Raw genomic sequence first — 19,019 nt, forward strand, 5'->3', positions numbered from 1 at the left:
GTTCTTAAAAAGGAATCTAACCATTAAAGCGGTCTTATCAACCAACAAAGTATTCAATGCCTCCTGTATTGCAAGTTCTGTGGCCGAATCTAATGCGGAAGTTGCCTCATCAAACAATAGAATCGGGGCTTTTTTTTAAAATAGCCCTTGCAATTGCAATACGTTGCTGCTGGCCACCTGATAGTTTTACACCCTGCTCACTGATAATCGAGTCATATTGATGTTATAGTGCAGTAATAAAATCATGACACTTTAGGTTTTTGGAGTTTTCTGCCGTTAAGCAACAAAGCCTTCCGGCGACATCAGCACACAAGTCCAAGGCAATAAAGGTGATCCCAGCGGCGTTCGGTGTATTCGAGGTTTAACCTTTTGATTCAGCCCTCTAATAACAATGCGGGGTGGCTACTCGACAGAGTTTGGCGTTTGACCCTGATTAATCCATTGCACAAAACGCTTTGCTTGATTTACCCATAATTCCGGGTAAAGCAGAGTGAAATGGCCATGCGAGTCAGCTGTTCCTTTTTGCAGAATCCATTGACCCTGTTTTACTTTTTTAATTAATTGAGGCATTCGATAAAATTCAGGTGAATCCAAAGCATCATCCGTGAAATCCAGTGCAAATACTTTGGTTTGTATAGTCGATAAGTGGGGCTCTGGATTATAGTCTCTTGATGCTTCCATAACGTAAATAATGTCATTAGCATCTTGTTTTGTACTCCCATCCATTGCTGAGTGAATGTAATTGGTCGTTTGTTTTGCATTAGACAGGGTATGTTGCATATGTGGTACTCCATCCACCATCATCGCTACGAAAGGCCACACTGCCTTGATTCCATAAGGAGAACTTTTATAACTTCCGTTTTGCCAAGAAGGATCCTTTTTTATACTTTCCACCACTATTTGTCGCCACAGTAAATTTCGTCCATCAACTGCTTTAGGAAGACAGACTATCGCCATAATCCCATCCATTAATTGCGGATATAATTCACTCCACATCCAACTGTGCATACCTCCCATTGAGGTTCCAACTATCATTTTTAGATGTGATATTTTTAAATGTTGCGTGATTAATCGGTGTTGTAATTCGACCATGTCTTGATAACTATAATTCGGGAATTTCATGCGCAGGCCGTCACTTGGTTTGCTTGATTGTCCTTGGCCAATATTATCAGGAAAAATTAGAAAATAGTTCTGTGCATCAAAGGGCTGTCCGGGAGCCAAAAGTGTTTTCTCGAAACGTTTAAACATTTCGCTGCCACTTCCCCCCGTCCAATGTAAGAATAACACTGCATTTTCAATCTCCCCTAGCCGATTCTTTTTTGCTGTTCCCATAGTAACATAGTGAATTTTAAGGTTTTTTAAACTTTGACCATTTTTAAATAAGTATTGAGGAATAATATAATTACCTTCCTTAATATTCTGTATCTGTGGGGTAATATTTGCTGCTTCCTGTACGGTTGTTCCACAAGCTTGTGGTACTCGAAATACAAGTACAAAGCAAAGCAAAATAAGATTAATAATTTTCATTAAAATTCATCCTGTAATGATTCGCATTAGCGTCTGCAGGCAAAGGTGTAATACACTGAGTGGAAAATATATTTGCCAAATATTGTCTTGTCTAAATCAATATACAGTGGCTCCTTAAAAATGAGCGGATGTTTTTAGTGCAAAAATAGTTTACTTGTAAGTAATGTTATTTATTATTATTTTTTACTAACATATATTATATCATGTAAGCCATCATGCACTTGACTAAATTACCAAACAAATAAGCAAAATATAAACTGACCTATTGAGAATGGATGTAATGAAGTGATTGTTTCAACAATTCTCCTACATACTGTATTATTCTAGAGTCGGCACGATTCTTGTGACAGTACCAACACAATTTTATTTTTTCAGAGTAATCGTTTATTTCTAAATTTATCAACCCCTCATCACAATATTGCTTTGGCAATGCGCTCCAACCTAAACTTGTTTTTACCAATTTTTGTATTGCATCTAAAGAAAATAGCTCATGACCTACTAGAAGTGGTAATTCATGCTTGGAAAAAATTCGTTCTAAATTATCACGAATGGAAAACCCTCGTTCAGTCAAGATACACGGATATTGAGCAAGCTTCTTTAAATCAATGTTTTTTTCATTTGCTAATTCATGTTTAGGTGATACAACAATGATAATATCCTCTTCATCAAGTTGATTGCTTATAATTGCACTATCAACCATTAGATCTTCAGTGGTTAGAGCCAGATCAATCAACCCATTTTGTAACCCCGGAATAAGCTCTTGCTTCGTCATCTGTTTAATGTGCAAATTGGGGAAATTGATTTGATTTGTAATCAAATAATCGATAAATAGTGGCAAAAATTTTAAAGATGGAAAAGTTGAAGTACCAAGAAATATCGGTATTTCTTCAAGCTCGGGATTTCTTAAATTATCAGCAGCATTGTACATGGTATGCAGAAGCAACCGAGCATACGGTATGAGTAACTGTCCTTCCATGGTGGGAAAAATCATTCCCCCTCTCGTTTCAAATAATTTGACTTTGAACTCATTCTCCAAATTACTGATGCGTTTGCTTACCGCTGATTGAGTAACATACAAACGCTTTGCTGCAAGTGAAAAAGAGCGATACTCATAAACCATTAAAAAAGATTTTAATTCGTTGCTATTCATATGAGCTCAAGCTATTAGTGTAACTAACATCTTAAGAAAACATCTATAGATGCATATAATAATTTATTATATTAGCATCAATAAAAAACAGTTCTACAAAAATGAGCGATAAAGTTACAAATTATTTAAGTTATTTAACCTAATACAACACCCTAAATTGACTTAAATCATAAAAAAAGGAATATCGACTTATAATTTGTAAGTTTAATTCTTCTTATTTAGATATGACTTATTCCATCTAAGAATAGAGTGATTTCCTTTTTTTACAATGATTTTAATTTATCCTTCATGTCTATCCTTCAAACTTATTCATGCAAATTAATAATTTGGAGACAATTTTATGCAAACACGTTTTGATAATACTACTCGTTCGGATACTACCCATCTCGTAATCTATTTTTGCGGAACAGGGAACCCTGGAACCTCCTTTGAAAACCTCGCGGCTCCTTACTTAAGAGAGGTTAGCGATAAAGTCACAACCGTTTTTGTAAATGGTTGCGATCATCCTGAAGTCTGCAACAGTACAGCTGATCCTGATCTTTCCAAATTTGCTGCGCGATTTACTAAAACAGTCTTTCGCACCGAGAATGGGCAATTATTCTTAAGTGCCAAAGATCTGACGCAGCTTAAGGTAGGGATTAAATGGAATACTCAGGAATCCGCAACGAAACCAATTGATAAAATATCTTTGGTTGGATACAGCCGCGGTGCAGTTACTACCTTTGAAATTGGCAATGAATTAAACAAATTGCAACAGTCTTCAGGCATAGTAGTTCCTGTGCGAATTGTTGCTGAGCAGCCAGTTCCTGGAAATTATACCAATCTTTTGCCAAGTTCGGTTGTTGCGCATGCTTCTAATTGTGTCAAGGCAATAAATATTGAATCTGCGACGATTATATTGGCTGCCTATGCTCCTCAATTAGATGAAGGATTAAATTTTATTCAGAAAAAAATGCATGCAGGCTTTTTCTCACAAATGGTTCCCAAGTTTCATAAAGATTTACAACCTGAATTGATATTCATTCCAAGACAACATCATTGGTCTCCATTTATGGGACATGAGCTTCATATGATGCGTGAGTTAATGAAAGGACTCCGTGCGGACGGCTTAATTTCGTCCTATAGTGTAAATGAGCTGACGCGAATGATTAAAGAACAATACCAGGCTTATCCGAAAAAACTATGGGCTTTTCCTAGACCATCACAATTACAAGACATCTTTAATGTTGACGATAAAAAAGAGCTCTATCAGCACATTGATGAGTACCACCCTGACCCTGCTCCCTATAAAGCAATGGGTGAACCAGTTTCAAATGCTCAAAATCGATCGAGTTTGTTCTCATTTCTATCTAGTTTTAACCCTTCAAGTTCGGGAGCAATAGGGATGAGCTGTCCTCCGAGTCATTTTGACTTAATCCAAAGTAATTTTTGGACTTAAGATTAGCAAGCGGAGCCTTGATTTACGCTAAGTTGCATCAAGGCTTGCTTAAATTTTGAATTGGCACAAAACTGTTATTCCCGTAAAGATTCGATAAGCAGCTAATAACAGAGAGCATGTATGGGAAACCAACCTCGCCCCATAGTTTTCTTGCTTCCCACCAACGATCATACCCTGCATAACACGAAAAAGAGAGTGAACAAGCTGTAAAAAATGGATACTTTATAGCACCTAAACTCCCGCTATATCTATAGTATTCATTTGTACGTCCATTTGCTTAGTACCACGCACAATGGATACAGTGACTTGATCCCCTACTTTTATTTCCGTAAGCATATTATATAACGCATCATAGTTACGAACTGGGTGACCATTAAGTGCTACGATAATATCACCTACTACGATTCGTCCCCAATCATCTCGATAAGTACCTCTTAAATGTGCCTCAGCAGCAGGGGTATTAGGTAAAACATCTGCAATCAAAATCCCTTTATTTATACCCAATTGACGTGCAATCGTAGATGGAGCACTTTGAATACCTATGCCAGACAATACCACTCGCCCGTTTTTAATAATTTGCGTTACGATACGTTCAATATCATCAGCTGGCACAGCAAAACCAATACCAGCAGATGAACCCGATGTAGAGTAAATCATTGTGTTCATGCCAACTAACTGCCCAGCACTGTTCAATAACGGGCCGCCAGAGTTACCAGGATTAATTGGAGTATCTGTTTGAATCATGTTCCGAATCGTAACCCCACCGATCCCAGGAACTTTCCTACCCAAAGCAGAAATAACTCCTTTAGATAAGCTATGATCCAAGCCATAAGGATTACCAATTGCAATCGCTTTTTGGCCCACAATGAGATCATTAAGATGCACTATTTGAAATGGCGTAAATTGCTTTAATAAAACCAGGGCTTGCGGTGAGTCAATCTTTAAAACAGCAATGTCTTTACGAGGCTCTGCTCCAACCACTTTTGCAGGGACTGTCATTTTTCCCAGCGTAATTGCTAGCTTATCCGCTCCCTTAATAACGTGATAATTCGTAACAATATACCCGTTGTTATCCCAAATAATTCCAGAACCGGCTCCATCTTTAACTTCCATTTTTTCAAGTGAAGGGTTAGTTACCGTCGCCCATCTGTGAACATAAACTACTTTAGGTGATGCATCATGAAAAACTTGTACTGTATTTTGTTCATCAGGGAGAAGAGAGTCTAGATTTAAACTATATCCTGGGAAGACCAAAATAAAGTGTAAAATAAAATATATAAACCGTTGTTTTGCCATCGATATATCTCCACCAATTAGATTAAGACTTAGCGCTCTAGCAAACCCGCATTGAAAAGACAAAGAAAAAAAATCAAAAAAAGAAATCCCTGAGGATTTCGAAGATATTTATCTTAGCTCTTTTAAATGAATGGGCATTTTTTTATTTCGAAAATATTTTGCAACGCATTAGAAGCACAGTCAACGCTCGAAATAATGATAATTTTTTAACATTCATTGGTGTAATGTTTGCTATGTTTAATAATATTATCAATGAATTACTTTTGATTTTAGAACCCATTCGACCAACTCAGAACTGCTTAATCAAACGTATCTCAATTGTGACTAGACTACGCTGTAAAGTAATTTGTGAATTTGACGCATCACAAGATATTGCTCTATAACAAATTTAAAACTGAACCAAGGTGTCGAGGGTTCGAGTCCCTCCGAGCGCGCCATTTAATGGCTCTTTCCCAATTACGGGGACACTGACTATTTAGCTCATTTCCATTTAAGGAGGAAGCTATAATCAGCCGCAGAGGACCTCAACACGAACTCTGTAATTTTCAAAATTCCACCCATATGAATCAACGCTGCACCGAGTCAGAACTGGACAATAAGAACTGAAGGCTTCTACGAATAAGTCATAAATTATTAATCATAACTATGTATGAACGAAAAAAAGGAAAGTACTTTCATTAGGTAACAAGAAACTTCCGACACACTCCTTAAATCAGAAAAACTTCCTATTAATGTTAACTTAATAAACTGAATGTATAATTACACCTTAATTAGAACAATAATTATCCTCATTGACTCAATTTAGAGATTATATTTATGTTTAGTAAAATAGTAGAACAACGACTTCAAAGCGTCTTAAATGATTCTAATCGAGAAGAGTTTAATGCTGTTATTGCAGACTCCTCTAAACTTGAAACACCAGAAGAGGAACTTCAATTCCTCCTGGCTTATCTAAATGGAATGATGGGAGAGGATAAAAAAAATGCAATTGTAAAACTCATGGGTGAGCTCTTGAGTAGCTATTTAATCTTTAACAATCCCTCCAGAGAATATTGCCAAAAATTAAACACGATATTGAAAGGTTATCAATCGAATGTTGGTAATAGTCCCGCTTACACTGAGCAACTGCAACAGATGAGGAGGAATTTGTCCCAACAAATAAAACTAAGGGATACATCGGAATTCAAATCTACGCTTTTGATAAATATGAGTCTGAGTGCGTGTGCGCTCATTACTCGGGGTTTGCTGGCAAAAAATAAATCTTTAAAAGGCGACTACCTTGATTTAATGATTGAAAAATTAAAAAATGTCTCACCTATAGATTTAAAAAAAACCCTTGTTCTACGACAAAATTATCTGATTTTAATCAAGGAATTAAAAAAAGCAAATTCAGCCAATCATCTTTCCAGCTTGGAAAAATTAGCTCGTCCCGTAGTGTTGATGCAAATTGGAGATATAGTCCAGGAACAAGTTGAAAGTAATAATAAAAATATAAGTGCAATTGAAAAGGAAATAAGAAACATAGAAATACCGGCGGATATCAGAATAAATTTAGAGAACCTTAAAAAATACGGTAAAGAGGTGCAGGAACTTGAAGCAGAATTAAAAAATATTGAAAAACTTTTATTAGAGGAAAAACAAAAAGAGCAAGTCCACCTTAAATATTTTGAGGAAGCAGAGAAGATATATTCTGGAGAGGACTTAAGTAATTTTAAAAAATTAGGCGAAATCTTGCTCGATAAGAGTTTAGAGGCGGTGAAATTAAGTCAGTCAAGATATCAACAGATAAATAGCCGCATTGTAGAATTTTCTCAACGAGTTGCACACCTGAGTTCGCAGGCAGAGAACGAAAATAAGGTAGTAAATAAAAAACATGAAGAAATTGAACAAAATTATAGAGAATTTTATTCTGCTCAGGAAAACGCCTTAGCCCAATTAGAAATTGTAAAAGCACAACACAAGGAAAGACTTAACTTTTTAAAAGAAAATAATTTACTCGATAATTCGCAAGATTTAGACGATGCTATAAAAATATTTGATGAGTTAGACGGTGTCAATGCAGCTTTTGAAGAAGCTGCGCGTAAATTTAAAGAAGTATTACGTTCTTTTGACCCATCAAAGGACCTAGCTGAAAAAAGGGAAAAAATAGCAAAGCTTTCAGAGGAACTGCTTAAGCTCTCTCAGAGATTCCAGATGCAAGATACTTTACTGCATTTAAGAAAACATTTGGAGAATTTGAGTCAACAAGTCAATTCAAGCATTGAGAAAACCAAAGTAGCTCAGGCTAGTTTACTTAAAGAGAGCGAATCTGCAAAAAGTGAACAACAAGAAATAGAAAAAAAAGTGGAAACTTGTGAGGAAGAGATAAAGCGTTTATCAACGAAGCAAGATGAAAATTGGAAGGATTTAAAATCATCTCTACAAAATCAAATCTCTGCAATAGACAGTAAAGCGAGCACTATCCAGTTAGTTTCCAAGAGTAATAGGGAGAAGATAGATAGTCTGGGTACTTCTATCTTTTGGTATGGATTACCCATTATCCGCTGGTTTTTTGGTGATCGGTTAAAAGCCTGTCAAACGGAAAGAGAAACTCTTTTAGATACAAATAAAAAACTAGGCAATCTAGAATCTAGTTTGCAAGCAATAAAAAAAGAAGCAAAAGAAATTGCCTCTAGTGAAGCTCCAATCACAGATTTTATTTCTCTGCAAGGTGCATATAGTGGGTTGAAAAATTTGCAGCAGCAAAATGATTCATTGCGCCAGTATATTCCTGATCTTATTTTTATAGAAGAAACTCAATATGTGAAAGTTCTTGAGCAAATATCTGAGCATACAAAGGAAAGGGAAACACTTGGAGATGAGTTAGAAAGAACAGAAACCGTTGTAGAAGATTTTACCAGGAGAGTAAGTGAAACTCAGAAAAAAATAGTCTTGTTAGAAAGTGACAAAGTAAGAACATTCACAGAGCTGCTCATTGAAGCACATGGGAAGGAAAAAGAAGGTATTGATCTTACTCAAATGGGAAACAAGAAATTTCTTCTACACCTCCAATCAAGTGCTGAAACAGGTAATCTAGACCAAATTAAACTAATTATAGAACACTGTACTCATCTTAATGCCCCCAACTCTAACGGTAATAATGCGCTACATTTTGCCGCTCATAAAGGGGAAGTTGGAACTGCAAAATTGTTGTTAAGCAACAACGAGCTATGGCACTCTAAAAATAAAGACGGTAATACCCCCTTACATTTTGCCGCTTTAGGGAACAAACCTGAAATAGTTAAGTTGTTGTTGGATAATCTTAAGGATCAGAATAGTAATTTTAAAAATCATAAAGGGAATACCCCTTTACATATAGCTGTTTCAAAAGGAAATCTTGGGATAGTTGACCTATTACTCAGTGATTTAAAAACTAAAAATTTGGAGTGGAATCTTCCTAACACTTCCGGGTATACCCCTTTAGACTCAGCCGTTTTCCAGGGAAAAGTAATGGTTGTGAATTTATTAATAGATGATTTAATACGTAGAAATGCTCACACTCAAGCTACTGTTCAATTTAATAATCTGTTGTTCATCGCCTATAAAAAATACTCCGAGGCTGAAGAACCTAATAAAAGAGAGAAAAGAAACAGTTTTGAACTCATTATTCAAAGGTTAAAGGAAGAAGGAGCTCGATTTGATTTAAGTAAACAGGATCATGCTGGAAATAATATTTTTCACCTGGCTGCGAAGAATGGAGATATTCATCGAATTAAAGAATTAACCAACCAGGATAAAAGCTTATTGAGCCAATTTGTGAGTAATCCAATTGATTTTTTTGTAAGTAACCCGATTAATAAGGAAAATGCCGAGGGTAAGACACCACTGCAATTAGCATTAGAGAATGATCATCTTCATGCAGTTCGATTACTGATTCTTTCTGGAGCCAATGTTGACAAACAAACTTTTGCAACAGAAAAAGGAAAACAGTTTCTGGCGGAAATATCGTCTATAGAGAATAAGGAAATATATCCCATATTCGTCAAAGAGGGATTAATAACCTCTCCAACCCAGAAGGCGCTAGGCTCATCAGAATTGGCAGAGAAAACTTCGACAGTAGATGGCAATGCGGAGTTGGCAGAAGATAATGATGAACCTAACACGCAAGAAATATTAGCAAAAGAAAGATTAGAAAAGGAAAGGTTAGCAAGAGAAAGGGAAGTAAGCGTTCAAAACAAAATAAAAGATATTGGTTCAATGGATTTTAATGATAAAAGAGTAAGAGATGCATTGATAGGAGAAATAAAATCAGCCCCATTACAGGTTAAATCGCGCTTAGCCAATGCCAAAGATAAAAATGGGAATAATCTTTTACATGTTTTAATTAATAATAAGGAAGAAAAAGCAGTTAAAGAGGTTTGTCAATATGCAGATGTCTATATTAAAGACAGAAGCAATAAATCTGCACTCACATTAGCCACAGAGTCTTTTCAAGAAGAAAATGGTTCTCTTATGGGGGTTTTAGGGAGTCTGGCAGGTAAAAGAAATGACGACGTTAAAGAGGCAAAAATTTATAAAGCCGTAGAAGAAAAAGCACGTAAACAAGATTCAGTCCAACTCAAGTCACTGAAAATAATGTTTGAAATGCGCTTAGTAATACAACAATTATTACCAAAACATAAGTCTCTAATATTAGCGCTTAAAATAAAAAAAGTAGAGATAGGTAAACTGGAGCTGATCAACAAAAGAGTTCGAGAAAACGCCGATAAAGTTTTTAATGAGATGCAGGAGACTAAACACAAAACGGAGAATAGGATTATACGCCCCCTAACATCTCAGGAAGTAGTTAAACTACAACTAGAGATGATGGGATTAATTGAGATATTAAAGGAAGATATAGCGTCTATGGAAGTTCAATTAAAATCCCGCAGAGATGCTGAGAAATACCAATGGCACTCCAGTGAACAGGACACCCCTTTACATCAAGACATTAAACGAGGCGAAATTGATATCTGGAGTCAAAGACGTAACGCAGAAGCGTTAGCGGAAAATATTAATAAAATGAGTGGCGGTTATCCCCCTTTACATTTAGCGATACTCTACGCAAAATCTAGCGATTCTCAAGAAGAGCAAGAGACAAGTTTACACATGGCTAAGTTTCTAATTGAAAAAGGTGCAGATATTAATGCTAAAAATACTAAGGGAGAAACAACATTACATTTACTGGCCCAACGAAGCGACCCGGCAGCACTGGAAATAATGAAATTACTCAAAGGACGTCAGGTCCAAACTGAGACTGTCGATAATGATGGAAATAATGCCCGACAGATAGCAACACGAGAAAAAAACCAGAATTTTCTTAATCTGTTCTCAACTAGATGTGAAGAGTTCATTAAAAAAGGGATTACATTTTTCGCAGCACCGGAGCAAGAATCGACTAGGGTTGCCTCAAAGATGAAAACAGAAGTGGTACCAGTATTTGTAGATAAGACCAATCTATTTAAACAAATAAGAAAGAAAAAACAAGAAGAACAACAACATCAACAAGAAACGACAAAACTGTCCGGTTAAAGCAGTTTTTAGCCGGGGGTAAATAGAAGTAGTGAGTAACTAATTCATAGAATAAAGCGATTACAAAGATTACATTTTAAATAGGGTACCAAAATTGGTACCCAGCATTCTCAACTGCTCTTTAAGTGCAGTAGTCATTCGTTTCATAGTCCATTAATGCAATACACGGGTTATTTAAATCTTTTGTAGAACAAGATGAAACCCGAGAAAACTTCCGATCCTGAAAGCATACTATCTGTTAAAATCTTTGACATACAATGTGGCATAACGGTGGCAGTGAATGACCGTTTTAGCAATTTTGATTCATCGCAATCTATTGATAAATAAATATTAAAAAATAGAATTGAAGGCTTCTATCGATGAGTCATAATTTATTAATCATAACCATTCTGTAATGATCTCCGCTTTAATTGATGCAGATATGAACACAACGTAAAGTGTGTGTTTATTTTTTGGAAATAAAATATTTCCAAAATTAGTGATTCTCCAAAACGAGCACTATGAATAAAATGAACGCAAATAAAGTAAAAAAAAACTAATATTTATAAAAATTAATTACTTATTAGGTTTTAAAATAGTAACGTAAGAATCAAATTATGAACGAAAAAAAAGAGAGAGAACTTGCCTTAAAGAAGGGACGAGATGCAATGGCTTATCAACTTCTGCCTCATTTTAAGAAAACAAGAATAAAAAATGATCCTTATACAATTAAATTTCAATGTAAAGAAATAAATAGTGATTATTACGCTGGAGCTGTGAGTGCTTTAGATAATTTTTTTGTTAGAAATAAAGCTGTTATAGAACGATTGAGTTTTGAGCAAAAGCATCAATTGGAACCATTATCTGATAGCAACTCGCGTTATAGATATCCGTTTGCAGAGAACACATTTGATGGAATACATAATTTAATTATTCTTAATTATTGGAGAGGTTTATGTTTTAAAAAACACCTCCTGAACCAATTAGAAAAACAAAATGCTGCCTCAACAAGATTAGTTTCTCATACTCATTCAGTACAACCACCCGCACCTTATTTACCAAGAATAGAACCATATGTTCCAAAAACCGTTCCTTATCATCCCACCTTCGATTTGCCAATAATTGAACCATTGCTCGATGAGGAAAAAAGAGCGACAGCATATATTCCATCGTCAACAGGCTCCATAATTAATAGTTCATCCTACCATACGAACCAGGAGGAAGAGGAAGAGGAAGATACTTTGGGGATGTTAATTATAGATGAATCGGAAGAAGAACGATTTGAAGATGATGATCATTATACCGTGCAATTTGATGAGCGAGATAAGATTTATCCTGGAGAAAATGAGGATACTGTTCAAAGCCCTCCAGATAATGAAATCAGTCCTATTCGTCCCCTCCAAAAGGGAGAGATATTTCAAACTAACTCTTACCAGTCGCAAAACAGTAGAAAAGAAAGAGACTCTATTAGTGATGCTCTTCCCCCTTTAGCATATTCTTCAGCCACCAGAAAGCGTAAAAGACAAGAGCTCACTCTTCCGGCATTGACCAATACACAATTACCAGGAATCAGTACGGCTCATACCACAACTACGAGTAGCGCTCGAAAGCGACAAAAACCACTACAAGCTAATCACACCCCTGGTAGCCGAGCATTGACTCCTGCTAAAAAGCGCCCCAAACAGGACAACCGGCCTGGCCTTTCATTGGAGTCATTTTTAAATGAAAATGTCATTAGTTTACTCAAGGAAATACCTGCCCTTGAATATTATGATGCAAAAATAAAAAACCTTGGCAACACCTGGGAATTAGTTATAAATGTAGAAATAAATAAAGCTAAGGTGAAAGATATAATATCCAGACATGCTCATTATTATATCTTCGAAGCAGACCATTCTCAATTTGTACGCGATGAGATGCTTAATATTAATTACTCTTTTTTTCTAAAAGGGTTAGAAGAAATTTATCACGATTTAATACCTTATTTTAAGGTGCAAGAAGGTAATGATATAAATTCACCTAAAGATAAAGCAAAAGCTAATTCGGGGTCTAAATCGGCTGGTAATGTTACTGAAATTATTCATAATTTATACTCCCAGATATTAGCTCTTAGATGTGTTAAAGAGATTTATGCTGATCCTGATAATCCGATGCGGTTTCCTCAAGTACCTATTAGTAAGGAAGAGGCAATTTTTGATTTCAAGCAACTCATGCAAGAGGGTGCAGATTTTGTGAGTAGAGGATATATTGATGATAGTCCTTACCCTCTTTACTCTACAGTACAACGCTCAATACATGACAAAGCAGGTAAACTTGCAGTTGATTATTTTACCCAAATAGAACGTTACAAAGCGACATACGGTGGTAAAAAAGAATCCGCTTATAGCGTATGGGAGACCAATTCTTCCCCGGTGACCTATAAATTACGCGAAGTATTTCGTAAACGTTGTGGTAAAGTTGATATCACTAAGGTACCTGTTTCTAAAGCTGGATCAATTGGAGTTAAAGAAATTAACCAAGTACTTACTCGGCAATTTGTAAGCTCTCAATATTCACCAACTGTTTTAATGCAGGTAATTGAAGTGTTAAAAACACATTATCAATTTAAAGCAGAACGAATTCAATTTCTTGATCTCTGTGGAGGATGGGGAGCACGTAAAATAGCGGCTTTAGCACATCCATCAATTGACTCCTACTTAAGTATTGATCCTAATCCAGCTTTGATTGAGCCTTATGAACGAATGACTCAATTATTTAAACCATTATCGGGTAAAGAGCAATTTAAATCAGAGCATATTCCTAAAAAAATCGAGGAAGTCGTAATCGACCCTGATAAAATTGGATCGTTTAATTTAGCAATTACTTCTCCTCCCTATCGAAATTTTGAGCTCTATAATAAAAAAGCAGATGGCTCATACGAAGAACAACAATATGCTAATGATGATAATTGGCACAACTTCCTGGCCCATTGTATGTGGGTATTATCATTGTATGTTGCTGATGGAGGTCTAATTGCTTTGAATCTCGCCAATATGATCTACCTTAAAAAATGTTATTTTTTAACGGGTGATGTAGTTAACGTAGCACTTTCAAGGCTAGTGGAAACACTTCCTTTAGAAGCAGTAGAAAGAGAGGAGACCGTAAACTTATATGATGCTATGAATATAAATATAGCCACTAATAGACATAATATTGACCCAAGTACCTTGTCCTATCCTCTAGAGTTTCAGGGTTCAATTATTCAAAGAGATTCCGATAGATCAAGCCTTAATAAAAAAATAAGAAAAGATCCCAGGTTTATTCAAATCGATAACGAGCAGATTCCAAGTGATCGTGAAAGTTATGTCGTTTTCAGAAAAGTTGCTGTATTACCGAAACTTAGTAATTGTTTAAGATTGCACGGATTATTCAAGACTGTTTTTGTAAGTGAAACAAAATTATGTAACACTGAACCAGAAGCAGTGCGTGAGCGCCATAAATTACAAGTATTCACTAAAGAAAATAAAATTTATGATAAATCGTCAGAAGGCGAACAGGAATCACATACTCCAAAGATACTGGATTAACACGCAACTTTATTGGTAAAATTAATATCAGCATCATGTATTCCTATGTTGCCATCCACCACAGCCAAGCATCGCAATTATTGAAAAGAAGCATTTATCATTTTAAGGGACTAATATTATAAGATGGCTTTATTAGGCTCTATTGAAGTAATAATTCAGAGATAAATCATATAATTTATACGAGAAAATCACACAATGAAAATACAAGAGGAGCTTCATGAACTCCGAGCACTTAAAATATCAATAGCTGTTACCTTTCTTCTGGCCGTAGTAGGTATTTTATTTGGGCTATTGTCCGGTTCATTGGCTATCGTCTTTGACGGTATGTTTAATATGGTTGATACCATTATGTCAATCTTGGCCTTGTTTGTTGCCCGTCTTTTAACAAGTAAGGGGAATCGTAGTTTTCAATATGGTTACTGGCATATCGAACCCATGGTACTTGTTTTCAATGGGAGCATCCTGATACTGCTTTGTGCTTATGCGATGATAAATGCAATTGGAAGCTTAATGTCAGGTGGGCATGAGCTTAATTTTGATTTAGCATTTGCGTTTGCTCTTTTGGTATTTTTTTTATCAACGGGCATGTATTTGTATTTGGTTACAAAAAACCGCAAAATTAAGTCTGAATTCTTACGATTAGACATACAAAGTTGGTTAATGTCTGCTTTAATCTCCTCTTCTCTTCTAGTGGCATTTGGCATCGCTGCTTTGTTGCATAATGGGGTCTATGGATATTTTACTCCCTACATTGACCCACTTATTTTAGCGATCCTTACTGCTTGTTTGATTTTTGTGCCTATGGCTACGGTTCGTGATGCCATGCGAGACATATTTCGCATGGCTCCCCTGGATCTTGACGAAAAAATAAGAGATTTTTTAGATGAGCTTATCAAACAGCATAATTTCAAAACCTATACAAGCTACGTTGCAAAAATAGGACGTGCTCAATTTATTGAAATACATATAGTACTACCCAGGAATTTTCCAATTTCAAGCATTGAAACCCTAGATGAAATTCGTAATGAAATTGCGTTGGCTATTGGAGAGGATACGCCTAGACGTTGGCTAACCATCGCCTTTACTGCAAATGAAAATTGGATTTAGCAAGAGTCTTATTCAATTTTCCATAAATATATCGTGAAGGTATTCTACCCAATATAGGGCTTACACTTGGCTTCGACCCAAGGGTCGGAGATTGGACTCCTCAAACACGCCATACTTTCTCTCAGTACGTTTAAATTCAGAGTTTGTTCTATACTTTTTAATGAGAAACTCCAAACTAAATTGGTGTAAATGCTCTGAATATATGCACCCTATTTGGTCCTATTAATAAATGCTTTCTGCCAGTTGTTCATAAAATTTCAACGGGAATGCAAGAGATACTGATTATGGGACAAGAACATTCACTTAAAAGCTCTATAGAGCCTTCATCAAAAGAATCAGCTAATCTATTGTTTGAAGTTCAGTCCCTTATTAATTCGTTTTCCAAAGGGAGATATTCATTTCCCTATTACCTGAATTTCAATATGTATATTTTACCACAAGCTAAATGTTCAGCTGATTCAGATAAACCATGTGAACTCCTGGTTGATGGAACAAAAAAATCTCTCCTAAAAATGCGTTTGCTAGAATTTGAAGATAGTGATATTCCAAGTGTTAAAGGATATCTTGTACTGAGCTTTAAGGATAAAACCAAATTACCCATACCGCTTAATTCCGCACATTGTTTATCCCTTAAAGAGTTATTCAAAGCTCAGGGATGCAACCTGGATCGTATTTACTCAAGAAAATCTTCACCTGCTGTGGATTGGATTAAATCGAATGTAGATACTGTTTACAATTCAGACGCTTCCCGTCTTGATAAAGTTGATGAATTCTATGATGCCGAACATATAAAAATTAATAACGAAATTAGACGAATACTAGCAAAAGAAACAGCACCGAAATCGATTAATATTATCGATGGTGGTTGTGGCAATGGGAAGTACATTAATGCGGCAGCAAGTGCATTTAACGAAACAGATGTGCACTTAGTTGGCTTTGATTTTAACGAGTCTAATATTGAGCAAGCACAATCTAAATATCCAGATAAAGGAACATTTATTAAAGGAGATTTGCTGAAATTCCAAGAGGTTCTTGATCAATGCGTCCATGTGTTGGATAAGAATGCTCCAACCTTTATGGTGTTATCGGGCTCGCTAACACGCCTTGTATTAACCGATGGTTTTCAAGCACTGAAGGTATTACAGGGTTTTGCAAATAGTGATTTTGCTGATTATTTAGTGGGTTGTGGTGTTGGTGAACCGTTAATTAACAGACATATTGCCAAGCAAGTCGGATACCGGATGGAGCTCTCGACAACTACTGCGAGTGAATTATTTTCATGTAAAAGAATGACTCAGGAAGAATTTATTAAACAAAAGTTAAAAAAACTTAAACAATATAATACGCTTGATTTGTCCTTATACCACAATCCTAATGCATTGCTCCTTAATCAACAATTAGTAAAACACCTTGCTGATGACAGCATTATCGATCTTTCATTTACAACATTAACACCTGAATTAATAAACACCATACAATTTATTATTAAAGAGAGGCCTAAGGTTAGGCTGGTATTTTGGCATAATCAAATTCAAAAGCTTCAAGACTTTTATGATCTATTTCCAGAAGAAAACATTAAATCGTTGTATTATACAATAGATGAGCATTTTCTTGGGACATCAAGGTGGTTGAACTCCACCTTTGAACCTGATCTTTCTGATTTATCCGGTCATTTTATGTCGTCAAAATTTTCCGATTTTTATATTAAAAATTTACTGTTAAACAGTAAAAACGAAGGTTCTGTTTTACACAATTTAATTCATTTATCTAATCTATTTGGGTTTGGAAATTGGGTATTTGATAATACAAAGGTTCTAGAACATATAAAGAATGAAAAATTTCATAATACATCACCTCAAAAAAGGGATGAGTTAGTTAATTCAGCCGTAAATGAAATGAATTCTTCTAATTTTGCATTAATAATTCACATATTAGAGAACTTGAATCTAATTAATCGCATTACTGAGCCGGAATTATATTATCTTTTAAACGCATCTAAACAAGACCAGAACCAGCCGAGAATTTATGACTCTGGCCTTATCTGCAAAACAATCTCATCTACCAAAAATAGAGAAGACAGAGTCATCGAATCTTTAAAATTTTATAACCGAGATTTTGAAGATGCTTATCGAAATCTTATTAAACTTGTAAAAAATATCAGTTTAGATACTCCCAAAGAAGTGCACAACAGATTAGAGGAATTAGTTTTTTGGGCTATAAAGAATTGGTCTAATTTTGAAGATGTAGAACATCTGATTAAGACCTTAGAAGAATTTAAGTTAATTGATCCTCACAGGGACCTCATAACTTATTATATGCTGGCTTTTTTTAAACAAAATCCAGCCAGGCGAACAGATATATCGAGTGAAGCTAGCCTTCATAATGAGAAAGGTCGCCTAATTGAAGCACTAAAATTTTATGATGAACGACATCATGATGCATACCTACAATTGGTTAAGATGCTGGTAGTAAACCAATGGCAAAAGGAGTTTGATTTTCTTGCAATTCATGGACAACATGAAAGGCTAATCAGGTCATTAAGTCACTCTTATTATCCTGAATTTAAAATCATAGAACTTCTTCCTTATTTGAATGCCAATAGTAACATTGTATTTAGCTATAATTGGTCATCAAACTCTTTAGAAATTCAGCGTCAATCTAAGTACTGGGATGTAAATGCGAGAGCTGAAGTGGATGTAAAATTACAACGATTAGGATTCACTAATACAGAAATCGCCGATATTATCAACCCCTTCCACTTTTCTGATGAAACATCTGATTCACTCATTATTCCATTAAAAGAAGAACAGGTGCAGTTACTTCTTGCAGATCTTGATAAAGTAAAAACCAGACCAGAAAAAAATATTTTGGAGTCCGCTTTTTACCAAGAATTGTTTGCTCTCCCTTCTGATGAGTCTGACAATGAGGAGCAATCTAGCGTTGTAAATCAAGTGTCAACGTTTTTTGGTTCTTCTCAAAAATTGAGTCTATATGATGGTAAGGGTGTGGACGATTATGCACGACTTGGGTTAACCCGAGAACAAGCCCATTCCCTATTAATTCAAAATATACACGATATCCAGGAACACCTTACCCCACTTATAAATGAAAAATTGTTAGATAAACAGTTCTTGGAATACCTTAATACCAGACAATTGATTCCCTCAAATAGTCCATTAGTTAATTTAACTTCACAAGCGAATCAATTTGCATCTTCCCCAGAAATTATCCAAGGATATATTGATTATGAAATTCATGATCGAAAATCAAAACCTGACGTAATTGAACCTATATTATTTAAAATATTGCAGGATTTAACAAATAAAATTCTAAAATTGGGCTGATAGCAGCCCGCATTGTTTTAGCAATCGATTTACTTCATCATTTGTAAGCCATCGAATTCTAC

Annotated in this window: 10 protein-coding genes; 6 read left to right on the forward strand and 4 right to left on the reverse strand. The window is 35.5% G+C overall.

The features are described 5' to 3' along the window. Nucleotides 1-109: 109 nt before the first annotated feature. From ACWTEW_RS30495 to ACWTEW_RS30505, 3 genes are all read right to left on the reverse strand, one after another. Nucleotides 110-208 carry an ATP-binding cassette domain-containing protein gene (locus tag ACWTEW_RS30495; protein ID WP_454782057.1) on the reverse strand — a complete coding sequence of 33 codons (99 nt, stop codon included), beginning with the start codon at nucleotides 206-208 and terminating at the stop codon, nucleotides 110-112. 194 nt (nucleotides 209-402) lie between these two features. Next, nucleotides 403-1,527 (reverse strand): alpha/beta fold hydrolase, encoded by a 1,125-nt coding sequence (locus ACWTEW_RS30500; RefSeq protein ID WP_454781722.1) that lies wholly within the window; start codon nucleotides 1,525-1,527, stop codon nucleotides 403-405. A 262-nt stretch (nucleotides 1,528-1,789) separates the two neighbouring features. Beyond that, a complete protein-coding gene (locus ACWTEW_RS30505) occupies nucleotides 1,790-2,677 on the reverse strand; it encodes a LysR family transcriptional regulator (RefSeq protein WP_454781723.1) in 888 nt (295 codons plus the stop codon). 340 nt (nucleotides 2,678-3,017) lie between these two features. Here ACWTEW_RS30505 and ACWTEW_RS30510 point away from each other — a divergent pair, with 340 nt between their 5' ends. Next, nucleotides 3,018-4,115, forward strand: coding sequence for a hypothetical protein (locus ACWTEW_RS30510; protein ID WP_454781724.1), 1,098 nt, complete (start codon nucleotides 3,018-3,020; stop codon nucleotides 4,113-4,115). Nucleotides 4,116-4,346: 231 nt separating this feature from the next. On the opposite strand, the gene ACWTEW_RS30515 is transcribed toward ACWTEW_RS30510, so the two are convergent. After that, nucleotides 4,347-5,411, reverse strand: a complete 1,065-nt coding sequence (locus ACWTEW_RS30515) for a S1C family serine protease (RefSeq protein ID WP_454781725.1) — start codon at nucleotides 5,409-5,411, stop codon at nucleotides 4,347-4,349. Between the two features lie 816 nt (nucleotides 5,412-6,227). Between ACWTEW_RS30515 and ACWTEW_RS30520 the strand changes: the two genes are divergently transcribed. From ACWTEW_RS30520 to ACWTEW_RS30540, 5 genes are all read left to right on the forward strand, one after another. Further along, nucleotides 6,228-10,961, forward strand: coding sequence for an ankyrin repeat domain-containing protein (locus ACWTEW_RS30520; RefSeq protein WP_454781726.1), 4,734 nt, complete (start codon nucleotides 6,228-6,230; stop codon nucleotides 10,959-10,961). A 596-nt stretch (nucleotides 10,962-11,557) separates the two neighbouring features. Beyond that, a complete protein-coding gene (locus ACWTEW_RS30525; RefSeq protein ID WP_454781727.1) occupies nucleotides 11,558-14,506 on the forward strand; it encodes a hypothetical protein in 2,949 nt (982 codons plus the stop codon). 32 nt (nucleotides 14,507-14,538) lie between these two features. Further along, complete coding sequence (locus ACWTEW_RS30530) at nucleotides 14,539-14,628, forward strand: hypothetical protein (RefSeq protein WP_454782058.1); 90 nt, start codon at nucleotides 14,539-14,541, stop codon at nucleotides 14,626-14,628. A gap of 73 nt (nucleotides 14,629-14,701) precedes the next feature. Continuing rightward, a complete protein-coding gene (locus ACWTEW_RS30535; RefSeq protein WP_454781728.1) occupies nucleotides 14,702-15,613 on the forward strand; it encodes a cation diffusion facilitator family transporter in 912 nt (303 codons plus the stop codon). 284 nt (nucleotides 15,614-15,897) lie between these two features. Then, nucleotides 15,898-18,957, forward strand: a complete 3,060-nt coding sequence (locus tag ACWTEW_RS30540) for a methyltransferase domain-containing protein (RefSeq protein ID WP_454781729.1) — start codon at nucleotides 15,898-15,900, stop codon at nucleotides 18,955-18,957. Nucleotides 18,958-19,019 lie beyond the last annotated feature (62 nt).

The organism is Legionella stuttgartensis, from assembly GCF_977063405.2.

Coding starts and splice junctions, on each gene's coding strand:
- ACWTEW_RS30510 (WP_454781724.1), top strand. CDS start 3,018: ATGCAAACACGTTTTGATAATACTACTCGTTCGGATACTACCCATCTC.
- ACWTEW_RS30525 (WP_454781727.1), top strand. CDS start 11,558: ATGAACGAAAAAAAAGAGAGAGAACTTGCCTTAAAGAAGGGACGAGAT.
- ACWTEW_RS30535 (WP_454781728.1), top strand. CDS start 14,702: ATGAAAATACAAGAGGAGCTTCATGAACTCCGAGCACTTAAAATATCA.
- ACWTEW_RS30520 (WP_454781726.1), top strand. CDS start 6,228: ATGTTTAGTAAAATAGTAGAACAACGACTTCAAAGCGTCTTAAATGAT.
- ACWTEW_RS30500 (WP_454781722.1), bottom strand. CDS start 1,527: ATGAAAATTATTAATCTTATTTTGCTTTGCTTTGTACTTGTATTTCGA.
- ACWTEW_RS30515 (WP_454781725.1), bottom strand. CDS start 5,411: ATGGCAAAACAACGGTTTATATATTTTATTTTACACTTTATTTTGGTC.
- ACWTEW_RS30505 (WP_454781723.1), bottom strand. CDS start 2,677: ATGAATAGCAACGAATTAAAATCTTTTTTAATGGTTTATGAGTATCGC.
- ACWTEW_RS30540 (WP_454781729.1), top strand. CDS start 15,898: ATGGGACAAGAACATTCACTTAAAAGCTCTATAGAGCCTTCATCAAAA.